General features: G+C 67.8%; 16 protein-coding genes and 1 tRNA gene. 7 read left to right on the top strand and 10 right to left on the bottom strand.

The window, feature by feature from the left end; genetic code table 11:
• Window positions 1-48: 48 nt before the first annotated feature.
• From AAHM44_RS23005 to AAHM44_RS22995, 3 genes are all read right to left on the bottom strand, one after another.
• Window positions 49-1,593 (bottom strand): hypothetical protein, encoded by a 1,545-nt coding sequence (locus AAHM44_RS23005; RefSeq protein ID WP_342251454.1) that lies wholly within the window; start codon window positions 1,591-1,593, stop codon window positions 49-51.
• A gap of 115 nt (window positions 1,594-1,708) precedes the next feature.
• Window positions 1,709-3,229, bottom strand: a complete 1,521-nt coding sequence (locus AAHM44_RS23000) for a hypothetical protein (RefSeq protein WP_342251453.1) — start codon at window positions 3,227-3,229, stop codon at window positions 1,709-1,711.
• A gap of 73 nt (window positions 3,230-3,302) precedes the next feature.
• The gene (locus tag AAHM44_RS22995; protein ID WP_342251452.1) at window positions 3,303-5,483 is read right to left on the bottom strand and encodes a primosomal protein N'; all 2,181 of its coding nucleotides are present in this window, start codon (window positions 5,481-5,483) and stop codon (window positions 3,303-3,305) included.
• A gap of 165 nt (window positions 5,484-5,648) precedes the next feature.
• Here AAHM44_RS22995 and AAHM44_RS22990 point away from each other — a divergent pair, with 165 nt between their 5' ends.
• Window positions 5,649-6,113 carry a hypothetical protein gene (locus AAHM44_RS22990; protein ID WP_342251451.1) on the top strand — a complete coding sequence of 155 codons (465 nt, stop codon included), beginning with the start codon at window positions 5,649-5,651 and terminating at the stop codon, window positions 6,111-6,113.
• A 70-nt stretch (window positions 6,114-6,183) separates the two neighbouring features.
• Here AAHM44_RS22990 and AAHM44_RS22985 read toward each other — a convergent pair whose 3' ends face one another.
• The gene (locus tag AAHM44_RS22985) at window positions 6,184-6,837 is read right to left on the bottom strand and encodes a DUF2490 domain-containing protein (RefSeq protein WP_342251450.1); all 654 of its coding nucleotides are present in this window, start codon (window positions 6,835-6,837) and stop codon (window positions 6,184-6,186) included.
• A 96-nt stretch (window positions 6,838-6,933) separates the two neighbouring features.
• On the opposite strand from AAHM44_RS22985, the gene AAHM44_RS22980 reads away from it, so the two are divergent.
• The 4 genes from AAHM44_RS22980 (at window position 6,934) to AAHM44_RS22965 (ending at window position 9,577) form a co-directional block, all read left to right on the top strand.
• Window positions 6,934-7,329: a hypothetical protein gene (locus tag AAHM44_RS22980; RefSeq protein WP_269572881.1), complete on the top strand. Its 396-nt coding sequence runs from the start codon at window positions 6,934-6,936 to the stop codon at window positions 7,327-7,329.
• A gap of 12 nt (window positions 7,330-7,341) precedes the next feature.
• Window positions 7,342-7,998 carry a fructose-6-phosphate aldolase gene (gene fsa / locus AAHM44_RS22975; RefSeq protein WP_116840059.1) on the top strand — a complete coding sequence of 219 codons (657 nt, stop codon included), beginning with the start codon at window positions 7,342-7,344 and terminating at the stop codon, window positions 7,996-7,998.
• A 146-nt stretch (window positions 7,999-8,144) separates the two neighbouring features.
• The gene (locus AAHM44_RS22970) at window positions 8,145-9,053 is read left to right on the top strand and encodes a tyrosine recombinase XerC (RefSeq protein WP_342251449.1); all 909 of its coding nucleotides are present in this window, start codon (window positions 8,145-8,147) and stop codon (window positions 9,051-9,053) included.
• Window positions 9,054-9,097: 44 nt separating this feature from the next.
• A complete protein-coding gene (locus tag AAHM44_RS22965) occupies window positions 9,098-9,577 on the top strand; it encodes a GAF domain-containing protein (protein WP_269572879.1) in 480 nt (159 codons plus the stop codon).
• Here the strand turns inward: AAHM44_RS22965 and AAHM44_RS22960 are convergent.
• From AAHM44_RS22960 to AAHM44_RS22950, 3 genes are read right to left on the bottom strand one after another with little or no spacing between them, the layout of a single operon-like run.
• Entirely contained in the window at window positions 9,555-10,139 is a 585-nt protein-coding gene (locus tag AAHM44_RS22960; protein WP_269572878.1) for a DedA family protein, read from the bottom strand. The two genes, AAHM44_RS22965 and AAHM44_RS22960, sit on opposite strands and share 23 nt — an antisense overlap.
• A 4-nt stretch (window positions 10,140-10,143) precedes the next feature.
• Window positions 10,144-11,100, bottom strand: coding sequence for a glutathione synthase (gene gshB / locus AAHM44_RS22955; RefSeq protein WP_269572877.1), 957 nt, complete (start codon window positions 11,098-11,100; stop codon window positions 10,144-10,146).
• A gap of 45 nt (window positions 11,101-11,145) precedes the next feature.
• Window positions 11,146-11,514: a YraN family protein gene (locus AAHM44_RS22950; protein ID WP_342251448.1), complete on the bottom strand. Its 369-nt coding sequence runs from the start codon at window positions 11,512-11,514 to the stop codon at window positions 11,146-11,148.
• A gap of 89 nt (window positions 11,515-11,603) precedes the next feature.
• Between AAHM44_RS22950 and AAHM44_RS22945 the strand changes: the two genes are divergently transcribed.
• Window positions 11,604-11,783 (top strand): hypothetical protein, encoded by a 180-nt coding sequence (locus AAHM44_RS22945; RefSeq protein ID WP_184164748.1) that lies wholly within the window; start codon window positions 11,604-11,606, stop codon window positions 11,781-11,783.
• A 58-nt stretch (window positions 11,784-11,841) separates the two neighbouring features.
• Here AAHM44_RS22945 and rsmI read toward each other — a convergent pair whose 3' ends face one another.
• Window positions 11,842-12,675, bottom strand: coding sequence for a 16S rRNA (cytidine(1402)-2'-O)-methyltransferase (gene rsmI, locus AAHM44_RS22940; protein WP_269572875.1), 834 nt, complete (start codon window positions 12,673-12,675; stop codon window positions 11,842-11,844).
• 12 nt (window positions 12,676-12,687) lie between these two features.
• On the opposite strand from rsmI, the gene AAHM44_RS22935 reads away from it, so the two are divergent.
• On the top strand, window positions 12,688-13,884 hold the full coding sequence (locus AAHM44_RS22935; RefSeq protein ID WP_269572874.1) for a penicillin-binding protein activator: 1,197 nt from the start codon (window positions 12,688-12,690) through the stop codon (window positions 13,882-13,884).
• A gap of 166 nt (window positions 13,885-14,050) precedes the next feature.
• Here AAHM44_RS22935 and hemW read toward each other — a convergent pair whose 3' ends face one another.
• The gene (hemW, locus tag AAHM44_RS22930) at window positions 14,051-15,184 is read right to left on the bottom strand and encodes a radical SAM family heme chaperone HemW (RefSeq protein ID WP_342251447.1); all 1,134 of its coding nucleotides are present in this window, start codon (window positions 15,182-15,184) and stop codon (window positions 14,051-14,053) included.
• Between the two features lie 14 nt (window positions 15,185-15,198).
• A tRNA-Gly gene (locus AAHM44_RS22925) sits at window positions 15,199-15,272 on the bottom strand.
• Between the last annotated feature and the right edge of the window lie 111 nt (window positions 15,273-15,383).

Below are 15,383 nucleotides of genomic sequence, written 5' to 3'. Positions count from 1 at the left end.
GGGGGGGGGGGGGGGGCCCCCCCCCCCCCCCCCCCCCCACCGCGGGTATCATCCCGCCTTCTTCTTGTTCTTGGCGTCTTCCTCGGCCTTCTTGGCCTTGGCCTCGGCATCCGCGATCACCTTGAGCGCGGCCTCCTTGCCGTCCTTGTCGAGCGCTTCCAGCACCTTCAGGGAGACATTCTCGCCGCTCTGGTGCGGGCCATAGGCGATCTTCTCGAACGCGATCTTGGCGCCGGGGATGTTGCCCTGCTCGAGCAGCACCTTGCCCACCTCGAAGCGCAGCCCGTCGTCGAACGGCGCATAGGTATAGGCGCCGACCAGCCCGTCCTGCGCCATCTTGGGCACCGGCTGCCCTGCCGCCTCGTAGCTCTGGTAGAAGAGCACCAGCGGCTGCGGATAGGTGGGGTCGAGCTTGTTGGCCTTGATGAACCAGCTGCGGATCGCCTTCCAGCGGGCCGCATCGGTCACCTTGGCGTCCTTGGCGATCGCCTGCTGGGCCATGCCCTTGTAGAGCAGCGCGTGGATCGAGTTCGGATCGGCCGCGAGCGCGCGATCCGCTGCTGCTTCCGCCGCGACATAATTCTTCGCGTCGAACTCGGCTTCGGCCAGTTCGTTCTGCGCGCCCGGGTCGTTGGCATAGGGGGCCGCCGCCTGGCGTGCCCATTCGACCACCATCTTGGCGCGCTCCTCGTTGACGCCGCGGGTGGAATAGATCCGCGCCTTCATCGTCGCGGCCTCGCCCGCGCTCAGCCTGCGCATCGTGACTTCGCCCACCTGGACCTTGCCGGCCGGCACCGCGATGGTCGGCAGCGCGCCGCGTGCGCCATAGGCGTTGAGCTTGGCGTCGAGCTGGCCCAGGCTGCCGAACGCCTTGTTCGCCTCCTCCACCGACTTGCCCTCGTTGAGCGCCTGGATATAGGCGCCCAGTTCCTTGGCATGGCCGCCGAGGACGGAATAATGGGTGAGCAGCCAGCCGCGCCCATAGAGCGTCTGGGTGTCCATCTCCTTGTCCTTGGGATCGAGCTGGAGCAGCCGCTCGGCCGGCATCTGCGCAGTGCGGCTGATGCCATAGGCGCGATATTCGGGCGCCTTGCCGATCACCAGCGTATCGTCACCCCCGCGGTAGAAGGCGGTGCCGACGAACTCGGCGAAGCCCTCGACGAACCATTTCGGGAAGACCACGCTCGGCCAGCTCGAGAACATGAAGCTGTGGCCATATTCGTGCTGCAGGATCGTCTGCGCGTTCAGCGAATTGCCGCCATCGTCCCTCGGCACGAATGCCACCGGCCCGGTGGCACGCGCATCGAAGAAGCCGGCCGGACCGCTGCCGCCGTACAGGCGCTGGATCTCGCCGACATTGGCGACGACGAACACGTGCACCCGCATCATCGGGCTCAGCGGCTTGTCCGGCGTGCCGGTCAGAAAGCGAAGCGTCTGGTCGAATCGCTCCAGCTTCTCGGTATAGGCTTTGAGCTTCTCCGGGTTTTCTTCCGAATAGACGACGAAATGCTTCGAGCTCGCCTCATACCAATCGGCATGCGCGAGCGATGGTGCCAGCAGAAGCGTGGCAGTGATGAACAGGCGTTTGAACATGATCTTGTCCCCCAACAACTCGGAAGCTTAGGAATGACTTGGCGGCTCGGCAAGGCGGCACGATCCGTCGTTCGTGCCGGTCTTCCTCAGGCGGCGTTCGCCCAATTGCCGGCCGTCATTTCCCGCTCTTTTCGTCCGCCGGTTTCTCCAGCGTCTCGATTGCACCCTCGATGTCGCCCGCATCGATCTTCGCGATCAGGGCAGTGGCGATCTTCGCCGTAGCGCGGCCATGCGGGTCATAGGCGAGGGGGGCGAGCAAGGTCCGCGCCGCTTTGCCATTGCGCTCCTGAAGGTACATCGCAGCGGTGTCGAAGCGCAGGCCCTTGTCATAGGGTGCGAGCTGGAAGGCCGTCGCGAGTCCGTCCTTCGCGATCTCCGGCGGCGCGGCGCCCTGTTCGGCGAAGCTGCGGTAATAGAGCCAGAGCGGGAGCGGATCGCGCGGATCGAGGCGATTGGCGGAGGACAGAAGGCTGCGCACGCCGTTCCAGGTTTCCGGGCGGGCGTCGCTGGCCTTGCGGGCAGCGACCATTCGCGCGGTCGCCTTGAAAGTCAGCGCGCGCAGCAGCTTCGGGTCGGCCGCCAGCGCCCTGTCCGCCGCGGCCACGGCGCCGGCATAGTCGCTTGCGTCGAGCGCGGCGCCGGCCAGCACCAGCTGCGCATCGGCATCGTTGGGCCAGGGCGCGGCGGCGCGCCGGGCATCGGCATAGATGTCGGCAGCGTTCGCGGCAGTCACGGCCACCCGGGAACGGATCCGCACGTCCATGATCGCGGAGGCGCCGGCGGGAAGCTTGCGCACAGCCACCGGACCGATCGCCAGCCGATCACCCGGGATGGTCGAGATCGGCAGGTGCCGTTTCTTGTAGACGTCCAGCTCACCATCGAGCCGCTTCAGGTCGCCGAACGCAGCCCTGGCCGCCTCGAGCGACGGCTTGCCGCTCTTGAGTGCGGCGATATAGGCGCCGAGCTGGGTGCTGCGCTGCTGCGCGCCGATCCGCAGATAATGGGTGAGCAGCCAGGCGCGCCCGTAGAAAGCGCTCATCTCCTCCTCGCTCAGCGACCTGGCGTCGGCGGTGAGCAGCTTCTCGATCGGCATGGTCTCGCCCAGGATCGCGATGCCGCGATAGAGCGGAGGCTCGCCGAGCGTCACCGATCCGTCCTTGCCGAAACGGGCAGTGGCGTTGAACTCGGCAAAGCCCTCGATCAGCCACCCTAGATAGGCCGTGTCCGGATCGAGGCTCCACATCAGATGGTGCCCATATTCATGGAGCAGCACCTGCATCGGCTTGAGCGCCAGGTCGCCGCTTCCGGCGCGTTCCTGGGTGACGACCGCGAAGGATCCGCTGGCCCGGGCGCTGAAGAAGCCGGCGAGCCCGGACCGGGAGAGTTTCTCCACCGTCGCCACGTCATCGACCATGAACACGGTGACGCGGCTGGCCCGGGCGATCTCCGTATCCTTCTGGCCCACCATCAGCCGGATCGCGCGATCCAGCCGTTCCAGTCGCGTGGCGAAGGCCTCCAGCCTGTCGGGATTGCCCTCGGCATAAACGACGAAATGCGGTGTGCTCGCCTCATACCAGTCGGCTCGCGCGACCGCGGGCATGGCAAGCAGCACTAGCGCGAGAAGTACACGCAACATGATGGAAATCCCCCCGATTCCATCGCGATGCTAACCGGCGGGGCAGGCGCCCGATAGCGGAAAACCGACCGATTCAGACGAAACTATAGGGATCCACATCCACCGCCACGCGCACCTTCTGGCTCCAGGCCAGGCTGCCCAGCCAGTCGCGCAGCACCTGCTGCACGTCGAAGCTGCGCCGGGCATGGACCAGCAGCCGGTAGCGGTGGCGCCCGCGCAGCATCGCCAGCGGGGCGGGAGCGGGGCCATAGACGTGCATGTCCTCGCCGATCTCGGGCGCCGTACGGCCGATCATCCGGGCGGTCTCCTCGGCGGCCGCGCGATCCTCGGAGCTGACGATGATCGCGGCGTAGCGGCCGAAGGGCGGGGCATCGGCGTCTCGCCGCGCTTCGGTCTCCGCCGCATAGAAGCTCTCGGCATCCCCCGATACCAAAGCCTGCATCACCGGCGCGTCGGGTGCGTGGGTCTGGATATAGACGGTGCCCGGCTTCTCGCCGCGCCCGGCGCGGCCGGCCACCTGCATGATCTGCTGGAAGGTGCGTTCGGAGGCGCGCAGGTCACCGCCGTCGAGGCCCAGATCGGCGTCGATCACGCCGACCAGGGTGAGGTTGGGGAAGTGATAGCCCTTGGTGACCAGCTGGGTGCCGACGACGATGTCGATCGCGCCATGCTCCATACGGGCAACGAACTCGGCGGCCTTGGCCGGCGACCACAGCGTGTCCGAGGTGACGATCGCGGTGCGCGCCTCCGGCCACAGCGCCGCCACTTCGTCGGCGATCCGCTCGACACCTGGGCCGCAGGCGACGAGCGTGTCCTCGCTCTTGCACTCCGGGCAGATCTCGGGTGCGGGGATGGTGTGGCCGCAGTGATGGCAGGACAGGCGCCGCAGCAGCCGGTGCTCGACCATCCACGCCGTGCAGTTCGGGCATTGGAAGCGGTGGCCGCAATGCCGGCACAAGGTCAGCGGCGCATAGCCGCGCCGGTTGAGGAACAGCAGCGACTGCTCGCCTTTGGCCAGCGTCTCGTCGATCGCCTTGACCAGCGGCGGTGCGATCCAGCGGCCGCGTTCGGGCGGTTCCTGGATCAGGTCGATGGGGACGATCTCGGGCATCTCCGCCAGCCCGTAGCGGCCGGGCAGCTTCAATTCCTCATAGCGGCCGAGCTCGACCTGGTGCCGCGTCTCGATCGCCGGGGTGGCGGAGGCGAGGATCACCGGGCATTCCTCGAACCGGCCGCGCATTACCGCCACGTCGCGCGCGTGGTAATGGACCCCGTCCTCCTGCTTGAAGCTGGTCTCGTGCGCTTCGTCGACCACGATCAGGCCCAGGTTCGGATAGGGCAGGAACAGCGCCGAGCGCGCGCCCACCGTCACCATCGCCTCGCCGCTCGCGATCGCTCGCCAGGCGCGGCGGCGCTGCGAGGTGCGCAGGCCCGAATGCCAGGCGACCGGATCGCAGCCGAAGCGCTTCTCGAAGCGGGTAAGGAACGGCTCGGTCAGCGCGATTTCGGGCAGCAGCACCAGCGTCTGCTTGCCCGAAGCGATCGCGGCGGCGACCGCTTCGAAATAGACTTCGGTCTTGCCCGATCCGGTCACCCCGTCGAGCAGGAACGGCTGGAAGCTCTCCGCACCCACCGCCTGGCGCAGGATCGATGCGGCATCGGCCTGGAGCGGGTTGAGCTCGGGCGGCGCGAAGCTCGGGTCCGGCATCGGATAGGGCGTGTCGGTGTCCACGACGACTGACTCGATCGCTCCGACCTTCACAAGGCCCCGGATTACCGCGTCGGACACATCGGCGACCAGCGCCAATTCCTTGACCAGCCCCTGGCGCTCGCCGATCCGCTCCAGCGCCTGCGCCCTCTGCGGGGTCAGCCGGTCCGGGATCTCGCCCGTCGCGCGATATTCGGTGATCGTCGGCGCGCTTTCGAAGGCTGCGGAGGTGCGCAGCGCCATCGCCAGCACGGCCGAGGGCGGGCTCAGATAATAGTCCGCGGTCCACTCGACGAGCCGGCGCACCGGCGCGGGGATCGGCGGCGCGTCGGCCACGGCCATGATGTTGCGCAGCCGGTTGTCGCCGATCTCCTCGGTCGGCAGCCGCTCGGCTTCCCAGACCACGCCGGCATATTGGCGGGGTCCGATCGGCACGACGACGATCGACCCCGGCGCGACCTGCATGCCGGCAGGCACGCGATAGTCGAGGGGGCCAAGCGCGGGATGGAGGACGAGAACGCGGGCGCGCGACATGCGGTCCCTCATATGGGGTTTTGCGCGCGAAACGGAATCCCCGTATCGCGTTCTTGCTCGTTCCTCTTTTCGTCATCCCACGCAGGCGGGGATCCAGAGCCAGGGGCGACAGGGTTCGTGATCCTGGATTCCCGCCTTCGCGGGAATGACGGACAAATTTGGTTGGAAGGATTTCCGATGTTGCTCGCCGCTGTCCTGCTGCTGCTCCAGACCGCGCCCGCGCCTGCCGCCCAGACCACGGCGTGCAAGGCGACCGATGCCAGCCTGCCCACCGCGCTGCTCGGCTGGGTGAAACCGGGCGACGAATTCGTCCCCGGCAAGGCCGTCGAGCTCGATACGATCGACGCGGCGGCGCTCAAGGGGCTGCCGGCCGGCACCAAGCCGGGCAAGGCGGCGATGATCGGGTTCAAGGTCGAGACCGCCGGCGTCTATGGCGTCGCGCTCGACCAGGGTGGCTGGATCGACGTGCTGCCGGGCACCGAGGGCGGCGCGGCGCTCACTTCGGTGAAGCATGGCCATGGCCCCGAATGCTCGACGATCCGCAAGATCGTCCGATTCGATCTCAAGCCGGGCCTCTACCGGCTCTACGTCTCCGGCCTGCCGGGCGCCAAGGTGAAGGCGATGCTGGTCGCGGGCGAGTAGAAGTCTTGCCGTCCCGCCCTGTTACCCTGGGTTCCGGCTTTCGCCGGGGAACAATTTGGGGGCAGGGCGACTAGGGCCGCAGCGTCATCCCGAAGGTGATGGCGTGGTCCATCTGGTCGCGCGCGCCGTTGCGGCCGAAGCGATACTGGTTGAGATAGCCCGTCTCCAGCCGCAGCTGGCGACCGATCGGCACGCCGATGCCGATGGTGTGGCGCACGCGCTCGATCCCGCGGCGCTGGCCCCAGCGCGTGTCGTTGAAGTTGAGATAGGTCTCCTGCGTCGCGAACAGGCCCAGCCCGCCGCGGGTCAGCGGTGTGTTGAAGCGCAATTGCCCGCGCACGCGGTGGCCGATGCCGGGTCCGGAACTGTTGAAACGCTGTTCCACGCGGATGCGGGTGGCGAAGCCGGCGCCGAGCGGGATGATGATGTGCTGGCGGGTGCGTTCCTCGTTCGGCAGCACCCGGCCGTCGTTGAAATCCTCGACATGGCGATAGCCGATTCCGAGCTCGACCTTGCCGATCTTCCAGGCGAACAGGCCGCCGATCTCGGTGTGTGCCAGCCCTTTGGCGCGATCGCCGAAGCGGACGATGCTCTCGACCGTCGCTTCCTCATGCTCGCCCACCCGCACGATCCCGCTTGCCTGCAGCCACAGCTGGTCGTCGGTCCGCTGCGCGAGCACGGGCGTGGCGGCGAACAACGGGAGTAAGGCAAGAAGCAAGCGCATCGCGCCTAAACGCATCGTCTTCATTTCGGTGCAAGCTTTTGTTGCTGGCGGTGGAACATTCATGGAACATCCCGCCGATCAGCAAGGGGGATGACAATGATTCTCACGGCACTCGCCCTGGCCGCGGCGATCCAGGGCCGCTGTACTGCGCTCGATACCCGGCTTCCGCGTCCGCTCGCAGGCTGGACCCGCGACGGCAAGGGGCTCGACACGCGGCATGCGGTGACGCTTCCCGTGCGGAGCGGCACGCTGGAGACGCGAATCACCATCCGCAAGGCGGGGCTGGTCGGTATCGCGATCGATCGCGAAGGCTGGATCGATGCCTTCCCGGCGACCGGCAGGCGGCCGTTGCGCATGACGTCGGAGCGCCGGGGCCCGCGCTGCTCGACGATCCACAAGATCCTCACCTACCGGATGCGTCCGGGCACCTATCGCGTCACGGTGAATCGGCTTAAGGGCGGTCGCGCAAAGCTCATGCTCACGCACGACTGACAAGGATTGCTCATGAAGTTCTTCGCCGACACTGCCGATACCGCAGACATCCGCGACCTGGCCGATACGGGCCTGCTCGACGGCGTCACCACCAATCCCTCGCTGATCCACAAGGCCGGCCGCGACTTCCTCGAAGTCGTCAAGGAGATCTGCGAGATCGTGCCGGGCATGCCGGTCTCGGCGGAAGTCGTCGCGCTGGATTTCGAGGGCATGATGCGCGAGGCGGAGATCGTCCGTAAGGTCGCCGACAATGTCGCGGTCAAGGTGCCGCTGACCATCGACGGCCTCAAGGCGTGCAAGGCGCTCACCAGCGACGGCACGATGGTCAACGTCACGCTCTGCTTCTCGGCCAACCAGGCGCTGCTCGCGGCCAAGGCCGGCGCAACCTTCATCTCGCCTTTCGTCGGCCGGCATGACGATATCGGCTATCCGGGCATGGACCTGATCGCCGACATCCGCACCATTTACGACAATTACGCCTTCGACACCGAGATCCTGGTCGCGTCGGTTCGCAACCCGATCCATGTGCTCGAGGCCGCCAAGATCGGTGCCGACGTGATGACCGCCCCGCCGGCGGTGATCCGCCAGCTGGTCAAGCACCCGCTGACCGACGCCGGCATCGCGTCGTTCATGGCCGACTGGGCCAAGACCGGCCAGAAGATCGGCTGACTTTCTAACTCCTTCTCCCCTTGTGGGAGAAGGAACGGGCCCGCTCGCGCAGCGAGTGGGAAGGATGAGGGGGCTTGAGTCTCACTCCCCCTCACCCTTCCGCCGACTGCGTCGGCTCCCTCCCTCTCCCACAAGGGGAGAGGGAGATGTATGCTCCCCCCGTGACCGAACCCGCCCTCCCGCTCCTCTACGCGCAGCATCTCGCCCGCGACCGGCGGCGCTCGGCGCATACGGTGCGGGCTTACGGCGCCACGGCCGAGCGGCTGGTCGCCTTTCTCCAGAAGCATTGGGGTGGCCCGGTCACCCGCGAAGCGCTCGGCAAGGCGAGCGCCGCCGATCTGCGCGCCTATCTCGCGCATCGCCGCGAGGACGGGCTCACCAATGCGTCCGCCGCCCGCGAGCTGTCCGCCGTGCGTGGCTTCCTCAAATTCGCTGTCGGAGAGGATGCCGATCTGCCGCGCCTCAAGGGGCCGCGCGTCAAGAAGGGCGTGCCTCGCCCGATCGCCCCGCACGAAGCGGTCGCACTGGCCGAAACCGTATCCGAGGAAGCGCGCGAACCCTGGCTCGCCGCGCGCGACTGGGCGGTGCTGCTGCTCCTCTATGGCGCCGGCCTGCGCATCGGTGAGGCCGTGGGCCTCACCGGCGCGGTCCTCCCGCTCGGCGCGACGATGGCGGTCACTGGCAAGCGCGACAAGACGCGGATCGTGCCGCTGCTCCCCCAGGTCCGCGACGCGATCGAGGTGTATGCGAGGCAATGCCCCTATGGCGTATCGCGCGACGCGCCGCTGTTCCGCGGGGCCAAGGGCGGGCCGATGCCGCCGGGGGTGATCCGCAAGTCGGTCCGGGCGGCCCGCACCGCGCTCGGCCTGTCGGACCGCACCACGCCGCATGCGCTGCGCCACAGCTTCGCGACGCACCTGCTCGGCCGCGGCGCCGATCTGCGCGCGCTGCAGGAGCTGCTCGGCCATGCCAGCCTGAGCTCGACGCAGATCTACATCGCGGTCGATGCCGCGCACCTGCTGGATGTGTACCGAAACGCGCACCCCCGCGCCTGATCTCCATCAGGTACAGCCGCGCCGTAACCTGCTACGATGGCGTAATGACCGATCCCTATCTCGCCGATATCGCCGATATCCAGCGCATCCCCGAAGTCGAGGCGATCCTCGCCGAGCTGTGCGAGTGCACGGGCATGGGCTTCGCAGCGGTGGCGCGGGTGACGTCGGACCGCTGGATTGCCTGCCAGGTGCTCGACAAGATCGAATTCGGCCTCAATCCCGGCGACGAGCTGGTGGTCAAGACGACGATCTGCGATGAGATCCGCGACAGCGGCCAGGGTGTCTTCATCAACGATGTCGATGCCGACCCCGCCTGGCGCACGCATCACACGCCGGCGCTCTATGGCCTGAAAAGCTATATCTCCTGGCCGATCGTGCGCGCCGACGGCAGTTTCTTCGGTACGCTCTGCGCCATCGATCCGGCCTCGCGCAGCGGCCTCGCCGCGCTGGTCCCGCAGATGGAAATCTATGCCGCGCTGATCGCCGCGGAGCTCGATCGGCTCAGCCTCGCGGCTTCCAGGTGAACACCCGCCACAGATAGAGCACCGCCACCGCCGCGATCGCCGCGATCGAGACCGGGGCGATCCAATGGTCGACCGTCTCGAAATTGGTGCCCAGCCAATAGCCCACGCCGACCAGGATCGTGTTCCAGATCGCGCTGCCGATCGTCGTGTAGACCAGGAAGCGGCCGAGCGGCATGTGCATCAGCCCGGCCGGGATGGAGATCACCGTGCGCCCGATCGGCATGAAGCGGAACACCAGCACGGTGATCCCGCCCCAGCGATCGAAGAAGTGGCGCAGCTTCTCGATGTCTTCCCATTCCAGCGTCAGCCAGCGGCCCCAGCGGCGCACCAGCGGCTCGAGCCGCTTGTAGCCGAAGCGCCGCCCGATCTCCCACCAGAACAGGTTGCCGATGGCGCAGCCCGCCGTGCCGGTGAGCACCAGCAGCGCGAAGTCCATCTTGCCCTGGCCGGCGGCGATGCCGGCAACGCTCATGATCAGTTCGGAAGGGACGGGGGGAATGACGTTTTCCAGCACCATCAGCAGGAAAACGCCCAGATACCCCCAATCGAGCCAGTCGATCATCGCGTCAGCGGCGCTCCGCCACGCGGCGTTCGATCGCCTGCCAGATCACCGCGCCGGTATCGCTGCCGTTGAACTTGTCGATCGCGACGATGCCGGTGGGGGAGGTGACGTTGATCTCGGTCAGCCACTCGCCGCCGATCACGTCGATGCCCACGAACAACAGGCCGCGCTTCTTCAGCTCCGGCCCTAGCACCGCGCAGATCTCTTCCTCGCGCGCCGTCAGTTCGGTCTTCGCGGCACTTCCGCCCACCGCCAGGTTCGAGCGGATCTCGCCCTCGCCGGGGATGCGGTTGATCGCGCCGGCCACGTCGCCATCGACCAGCACGATGCGCTTGTCGCCCGCCGCCACCGAGGGAAGGAACGCCTGCACCATGTGCGGCTCGCGATAGGCGGTGTTGAACACTTCGATCAGCGAGGAGAGGTTGGCGCCGTCGCTGCCCACCTTGAAGATCGCCTTGCCGCCATTGCCGTGCAGCGGCTTGATGACGATCTCGCCATGCACCGCGAGAAAGGCGCGCGCTTCCTCCAGGCTGCGCGTCACCAGCGTCGGCGGCATGAACTGCGGATAGTCGAGGACGAAGATCTTCTCCGGCGCGTTGCGCACACTGGCCGGGTCATTGACCACCAGCGTCTTGTCCGAGATCCGCTCGAGCAGATGCGTCGCGGTGATATAGCCCAGATCGAAGGGCGGATCCTGGCGCATCAGCACCACATCGGCTTCCTCGCCCAGGTCGAGCTGCACCGGCTCGCCGAACTCGAAATGATTGCCCGCCACCCGCTGCACCGTCACCGGATGCGCCTTCGCCCAGACGCGTCCGGCCGAATAGTTCAGGTCCTCGGCGGCATAGTGGAACAGCTTGTGCCCGCGCGCCTGCGCCGAGAGCATCAGCGCGAACGTCGAATCTCCGGCGATGTTGATCGCGTCGAGCGGGTCCATCTGCACGGCGACGTTGAGCGACATTGGGCCTCCTTGGTGAAAACGCTTTAGGTGACTTATCTGGATAAGTCACCCCATCCAGGCGTTTTCGATATGGCGAGGCAGGGTGCGCGGAGCAATGAGGATTACGTCGACCCGGATGTCGTCCCCCGGACCGGCATAGCGGGGCATCAGATACTCGGCCGCGGCCGCGACCCTGGCGAGCCGGCGCTCGTCGATCGCGAAATCCAGGTCGGCGGCGGTGGCGCGGGTCTTGACCTCGACAAAGGCGACAAGGTTGCCGCGCCGCACAATCAGGTCGACTTCGCCGGCCGGGGTGCGGACCCGCGAATCGAGGATTTTCCAGCCCTTGAGCCATAGCCACCAGGCCGCCCGGCGCTCGCCTTCGCGGCCACGCGTTTCCGCAGCGCGGCGATCCGTTGTCCTGCGGCCCCTCACGACTCGCAGCTGTGGATAACTTTGGTTACCATAGCCAGACCGAGTCGCACCGAACCGGGTTTATCGGTGCTTCCGGGGGGTCGCATCTGATGGAATCGAACGAACGCTATTATCGGCGTCGCGCCGCTCAGGAACTCGCCGCCGCCAAGCGGGCGATGACCGAGGCCGCGGCCCTTCGCCGTCGCCAGCTTGCCGAGACCTATCTCAGGCGCCTTGCCGAGCTTACCGGCGCGGACGAACTGCGCATGCTCGAGCAGGAATTCGCCTGAGGGCTTCGCGCTCGCGCGCCCTGACCGCTTCCCCGGCCCGCGCCGGGGAGTCGATTCGCTATCCCTTCATCTCCATCGCCCGCGCGTAGAGCGCCTTGCGATCGAGCCCCAGCTTCTTCGCGACTTCGCCCGCCGCCTTGCTCGCCGGCAGCCGGGTCAGCGCCTCGGCCAGCGCGGCGTCAGCGTCATCGGCCGTAGCCGGGGCTGGGGCGCCCGGCGGGGCGACCACCACCACGATCTCGCCCTTGGGCGGTGCCTCGGCATAGCGCTCGGCCAGCTGGGTGAGCGAGCCGGTCACGCATTCCTCGAACTTCTTGGTGATCTCGCGCGCCACCGCCGCTTCGCGGTCGCCCAGGCCCTCGGCCAGCGCGGCCAGGCAGGCGGAGAGCCGCGGCCCCGATTCGTAGAGCACCAGGGTGGCACGCACCCCCGCGATCTCGGCGATCGATTCGGCGCGCGCCTGCTGCTTCGAGGGCAGGAACCCCAGGAACAGGAAGCGATCGGTCGGCAGCCCCGCCAGGGTCAGCGCCGCGATCGCCGCGCAGGGCCCGGGAATCGTCGTTACCGTGTGGCCCGCCTCGCGCGCGTCGCGCACCAGCTTGAAGCCGGGATCGGAGATCAGCGGCGTGCCCGCGTCGGAGACCAGGGCGATCGCCTCGGTCGCCATCCGCGCCACCAGCCCGGGGCGCACCGCATCGGCATTATGGTCATGATAGGGGAGCATTTTCCCCTTCTGGCCAAGGTGCCGAAACAGTCCCGCTGTCACACGGCTGTCCTCAACGGCAACCAGATCGGCGTTCAGGAGTATTTCCGAAGCGCGCGGGGAGAGGTCGCCGAGATTGCCGATCGGCGTGGCGACGATATAGAGGCCGGGCGTAAGAAGAGCGTTCATCGGGGAGAGTAAATGGCAGACGCGACCCTAACACCGCAACGGGGCATCCTCCGCTGGGCCGCTTTGGGGCTCGCTGCGCTCCTCGCGGCCTGCGCCAGCGGACCTCGTGTAATCCCCGAAACCCGCCCCGCGCCCACGACCGAGGCGCCGCGCGAGCGTCCCTCGACTCGGCCGATCTCGCCGGGCCTGCCCCAGGACGTCGAGCGCCACCGCGTCGCGCTGCTGGTGCCGATGACCGGCCCCAACGCCGGCGTCGGCAAGTCGCTGGCCAATGCGACGCAGCTCGCCATCCTCGACACCAGGTCGGACGTGCTGCGCATCACCACCTACGACACCGCCGGCGGTGCCGCCAATGCCGCGCGCCAGGCGATCGCCGATGGCAACAAGCTGATCCTCGGTCCGCTGCTCGCCGAGGAAGCGCGTGAAGTCGCTCCGATTGCCCGCGCCGCGCGCGTGCCGGTGCTCAGCTTCTCGAACGATACGTCGGTCGCCGGCGGCGGCACCTATCTGCTCGGCTATTCGCCGGCGCAGTCGATCGAGCGCGTGGTCGATTACGCCAAGGGGCAGGGGATCACCAATTTCGTCGGCCTGATGACTTCGGGCGTCTATGGCGAGCGCGCCGCGACCAACTTCCTGCGCGCCGTGGAGGACCAGGGCGGCAAGGTGCTGGCGATGGAGACCTATGACGGTCGCCCCGGCTCGATGACGACCGCGATCACCAAGCTGTCGCGCTCGCCCTATCAGGCGATCCTGATCGCCGGCTCGGGCGCGAGCGGGGTGACGGCGGCGCCGCTGATCCGCAAGTCGGCGGGCGGCAAGACCGCGCGCATCCTCGGCACCGAGCTGTGGAACACCGATTCGGCGATCGGCACGAATGCGGTGCTCAACGGCGCCTGGTTCGCCAGCGTGCCCGACAATTACTACCGCACCTATGCCACCAAATACCGCACCCGCTTCGGCGCAGCGCCGTACCGGCTCTCGACGCTCGGCTATGACGCGGTGCTGCTCACCGTGCGCATCGCCCGCGAATGGCGCCCGGGAGACATCTTCCCCGAACGCCGCCTGGTCGCACCCGACGGCTTTGGCGGCCTCGACGGTGCCTTCCGCTTCGGCCGCGACGGCATCGCCGAGCGCGCGCTCGAGGTCCAGGAAGTGAAGGCGGGGACGACGGTGACGATCTCGCCGGCACCGACGGGATTCGGGAACTAGACGTCCCAATCCCCTCCCTTGCGGGATAGGAATATCCTTGGGTTCCCCGGCGCAGGCCGGGGCCCAGTTGCAATGTCGTTCGAGGGGTTCGACCGCCTGACCAACCGTGCCGATGCTGGACCCCGGCCTTCGCCGGGGAACAGCTTGGGTGCAGGGTCAGGCGTTCCTACGTAACCACCAGCTCGCGAAGAATCGCCTCGAGCACCGGCATCCCGGCATCGGTCACTACCAGCCGCGTGCCTTCCCGCCGGACCAGCCCCTGCGCTTCCATCCCCGCCAGCGCCTTCGCATCCAGCGGCGCGTCCGGGATGCGCGACAGGTCCACGCCTTCGGCCAGCCGCAGCCCCATCAGCAGCGCCTCCACCCCGCGATCCTGCGGATCAAGCGGGTCCTCGCGCTCGATGCCATGCCCGTTGCGCTCGATGGCCGCGAGCCAGTTCTCGGGCTTCTTGCGCCGCAGCGTCGCGACACCGTTCCGCCGGCCATGCGCGCCGGGGCCGACGCCGGCATAGTCGCCATAGCGCCAATAGGTCAGGTTGTGCCGGCTCTCCGCACCCGGCCGGGCATGGTTGGATATCTCATAGGCCGGCAGCCCGGCGGCGGCGGTGATCGCGCGCGTCGCGTCGAACAGGTCGGCGGCCTCGTCCGGATCATAGGCGGCAAGCTCGCCTTTCTCGAACAGCGTGGCGAAGCGCGTGCCCGGCTCGATGGTCAGCTGGTAGAGCGAGAGATGCTCGGTGCCATATGCCAGCGCCCGGCGCAGCTCGGCTTCCCAGCCGGCGAGCGTCTGGCCGGGCCGGGCATAGATCAGGTCGAAGCTCACGCGCGCGAACGCCTGCTGCGCGGTCTCCAGCGCCGCCAGCCCCTCGTCCACGCCATGCGCCCGCCCGAGGAAGCGCAGGTCCGCATCGTCGAGCGCCTGCAGCCCCAGCGACACCCGGTTAACCCCGGCCGAGGCGATGTCGGCGAAGCGCGCGGCTTCCACCGAAGACGGATTGGCTTCCAGCGTGATCTCGATGCCCGGCTCGAAGCCCCAATGCCGTTCCGCCGCCTCGATCACCGCGGCGACCGTCTCGGGCGGCATCAGCGACGGGGTGCCGCCGCCGAAGAAGATCGAGCCCAGCCGCCGTCCCGGCAGCGCCTCGGCCTCATGCGCCAGGTCGGCAAGCATCGCGCTGCGCCACAGCGTCTGGTCGACGCTCTCGCGGACATGGCTGTTGAAGTCGCAATAGGGGCATTTCGACACGCAGAACGGCCAGTGCACGTACAGTGCGAGCGGGGGAGCGGTGTCGGTGGTCATGCGCTTGAGAGGCTTGGAGCGGGTAACGGGAATCGAACCCGTGTATTCAGCTTGGAAGGCTGCTGCACTACCATTGTGCTATACCCGCGAGCCATGCGCCGCCTGCCACAAGCTTAGGGGCGCGGTCAACAGGGCTGGGTCGGATCCAAACCTTCTTCGCTTCCCCGGGGGGGGGGGGGGGGGGCGCGGGGGGGTGGGG

The sequence above is a fragment of the Sphingomonas sp. OTU376 genome (genome assembly GCF_038440415.1).
In the GTDB taxonomy this organism is placed as follows: Bacteria; Pseudomonadota; Alphaproteobacteria; order Sphingomonadales; family Sphingomonadaceae; genus Sphingomonas; species Sphingomonas kyeonggiensis_A.
This window is presented reverse-complemented; position numbering and strand designations above follow the sequence as displayed.

Coding starts and splice junctions, on each gene's coding strand:
- AAHM44_RS22985 (WP_342251450.1), bottom strand. CDS start 6,837: ATGCGCTTGCTTCTTGCCTTACTCCCGTTGTTCGCCGCCACGCCCGTG.
- AAHM44_RS23000 (WP_342251453.1), bottom strand. CDS start 3,229: ATGTTGCGTGTACTTCTCGCGCTAGTGCTGCTTGCCATGCCCGCGGTC.
- AAHM44_RS22965 (WP_269572879.1), top strand. CDS start 9,098: ATGACCGATCCCTATCTCGCCGATATCGCCGATATCCAGCGCATCCCC.
- AAHM44_RS22935 (WP_269572874.1), top strand. CDS start 12,688: ATGGCAGACGCGACCCTAACACCGCAACGGGGCATCCTCCGCTGGGCC.
- AAHM44_RS22990 (WP_342251451.1), top strand. CDS start 5,649: ATGTTGCTCGCCGCTGTCCTGCTGCTGCTCCAGACCGCGCCCGCGCCT.
- AAHM44_RS22980 (WP_269572881.1), top strand. CDS start 6,934: ATGATTCTCACGGCACTCGCCCTGGCCGCGGCGATCCAGGGCCGCTGT.
- hemW (WP_342251447.1), bottom strand. CDS start 15,184: ATGACCACCGACACCGCTCCCCCGCTCGCACTGTACGTGCACTGGCCG.
- gshB (WP_269572877.1), bottom strand. CDS start 11,100: ATGTCGCTCAACGTCGCCGTGCAGATGGACCCGCTCGACGCGATCAAC.
- AAHM44_RS22960 (WP_269572878.1), bottom strand. CDS start 10,139: ATGATCGACTGGCTCGATTGGGGGTATCTGGGCGTTTTCCTGCTGATG.
- rsmI (WP_269572875.1), bottom strand. CDS start 12,675: ATGAACGCTCTTCTTACGCCCGGCCTCTATATCGTCGCCACGCCGATC.
- AAHM44_RS22970 (WP_342251449.1), top strand. CDS start 8,145: ATGTATGCTCCCCCCGTGACCGAACCCGCCCTCCCGCTCCTCTACGCG.
- AAHM44_RS23005 (WP_342251454.1), bottom strand. CDS start 1,593: ATGTTCAAACGCCTGTTCATCACTGCCACGCTTCTGCTGGCACCATCG.
- AAHM44_RS22995 (WP_342251452.1), bottom strand. CDS start 5,483: ATGAGGGACCGCATGTCGCGCGCCCGCGTTCTCGTCCTCCATCCCGCG.
- fsa (WP_116840059.1), top strand. CDS start 7,342: ATGAAGTTCTTCGCCGACACTGCCGATACCGCAGACATCCGCGACCTG.
- AAHM44_RS22945 (WP_184164748.1), top strand. CDS start 11,604: ATGGAATCGAACGAACGCTATTATCGGCGTCGCGCCGCTCAGGAACTC.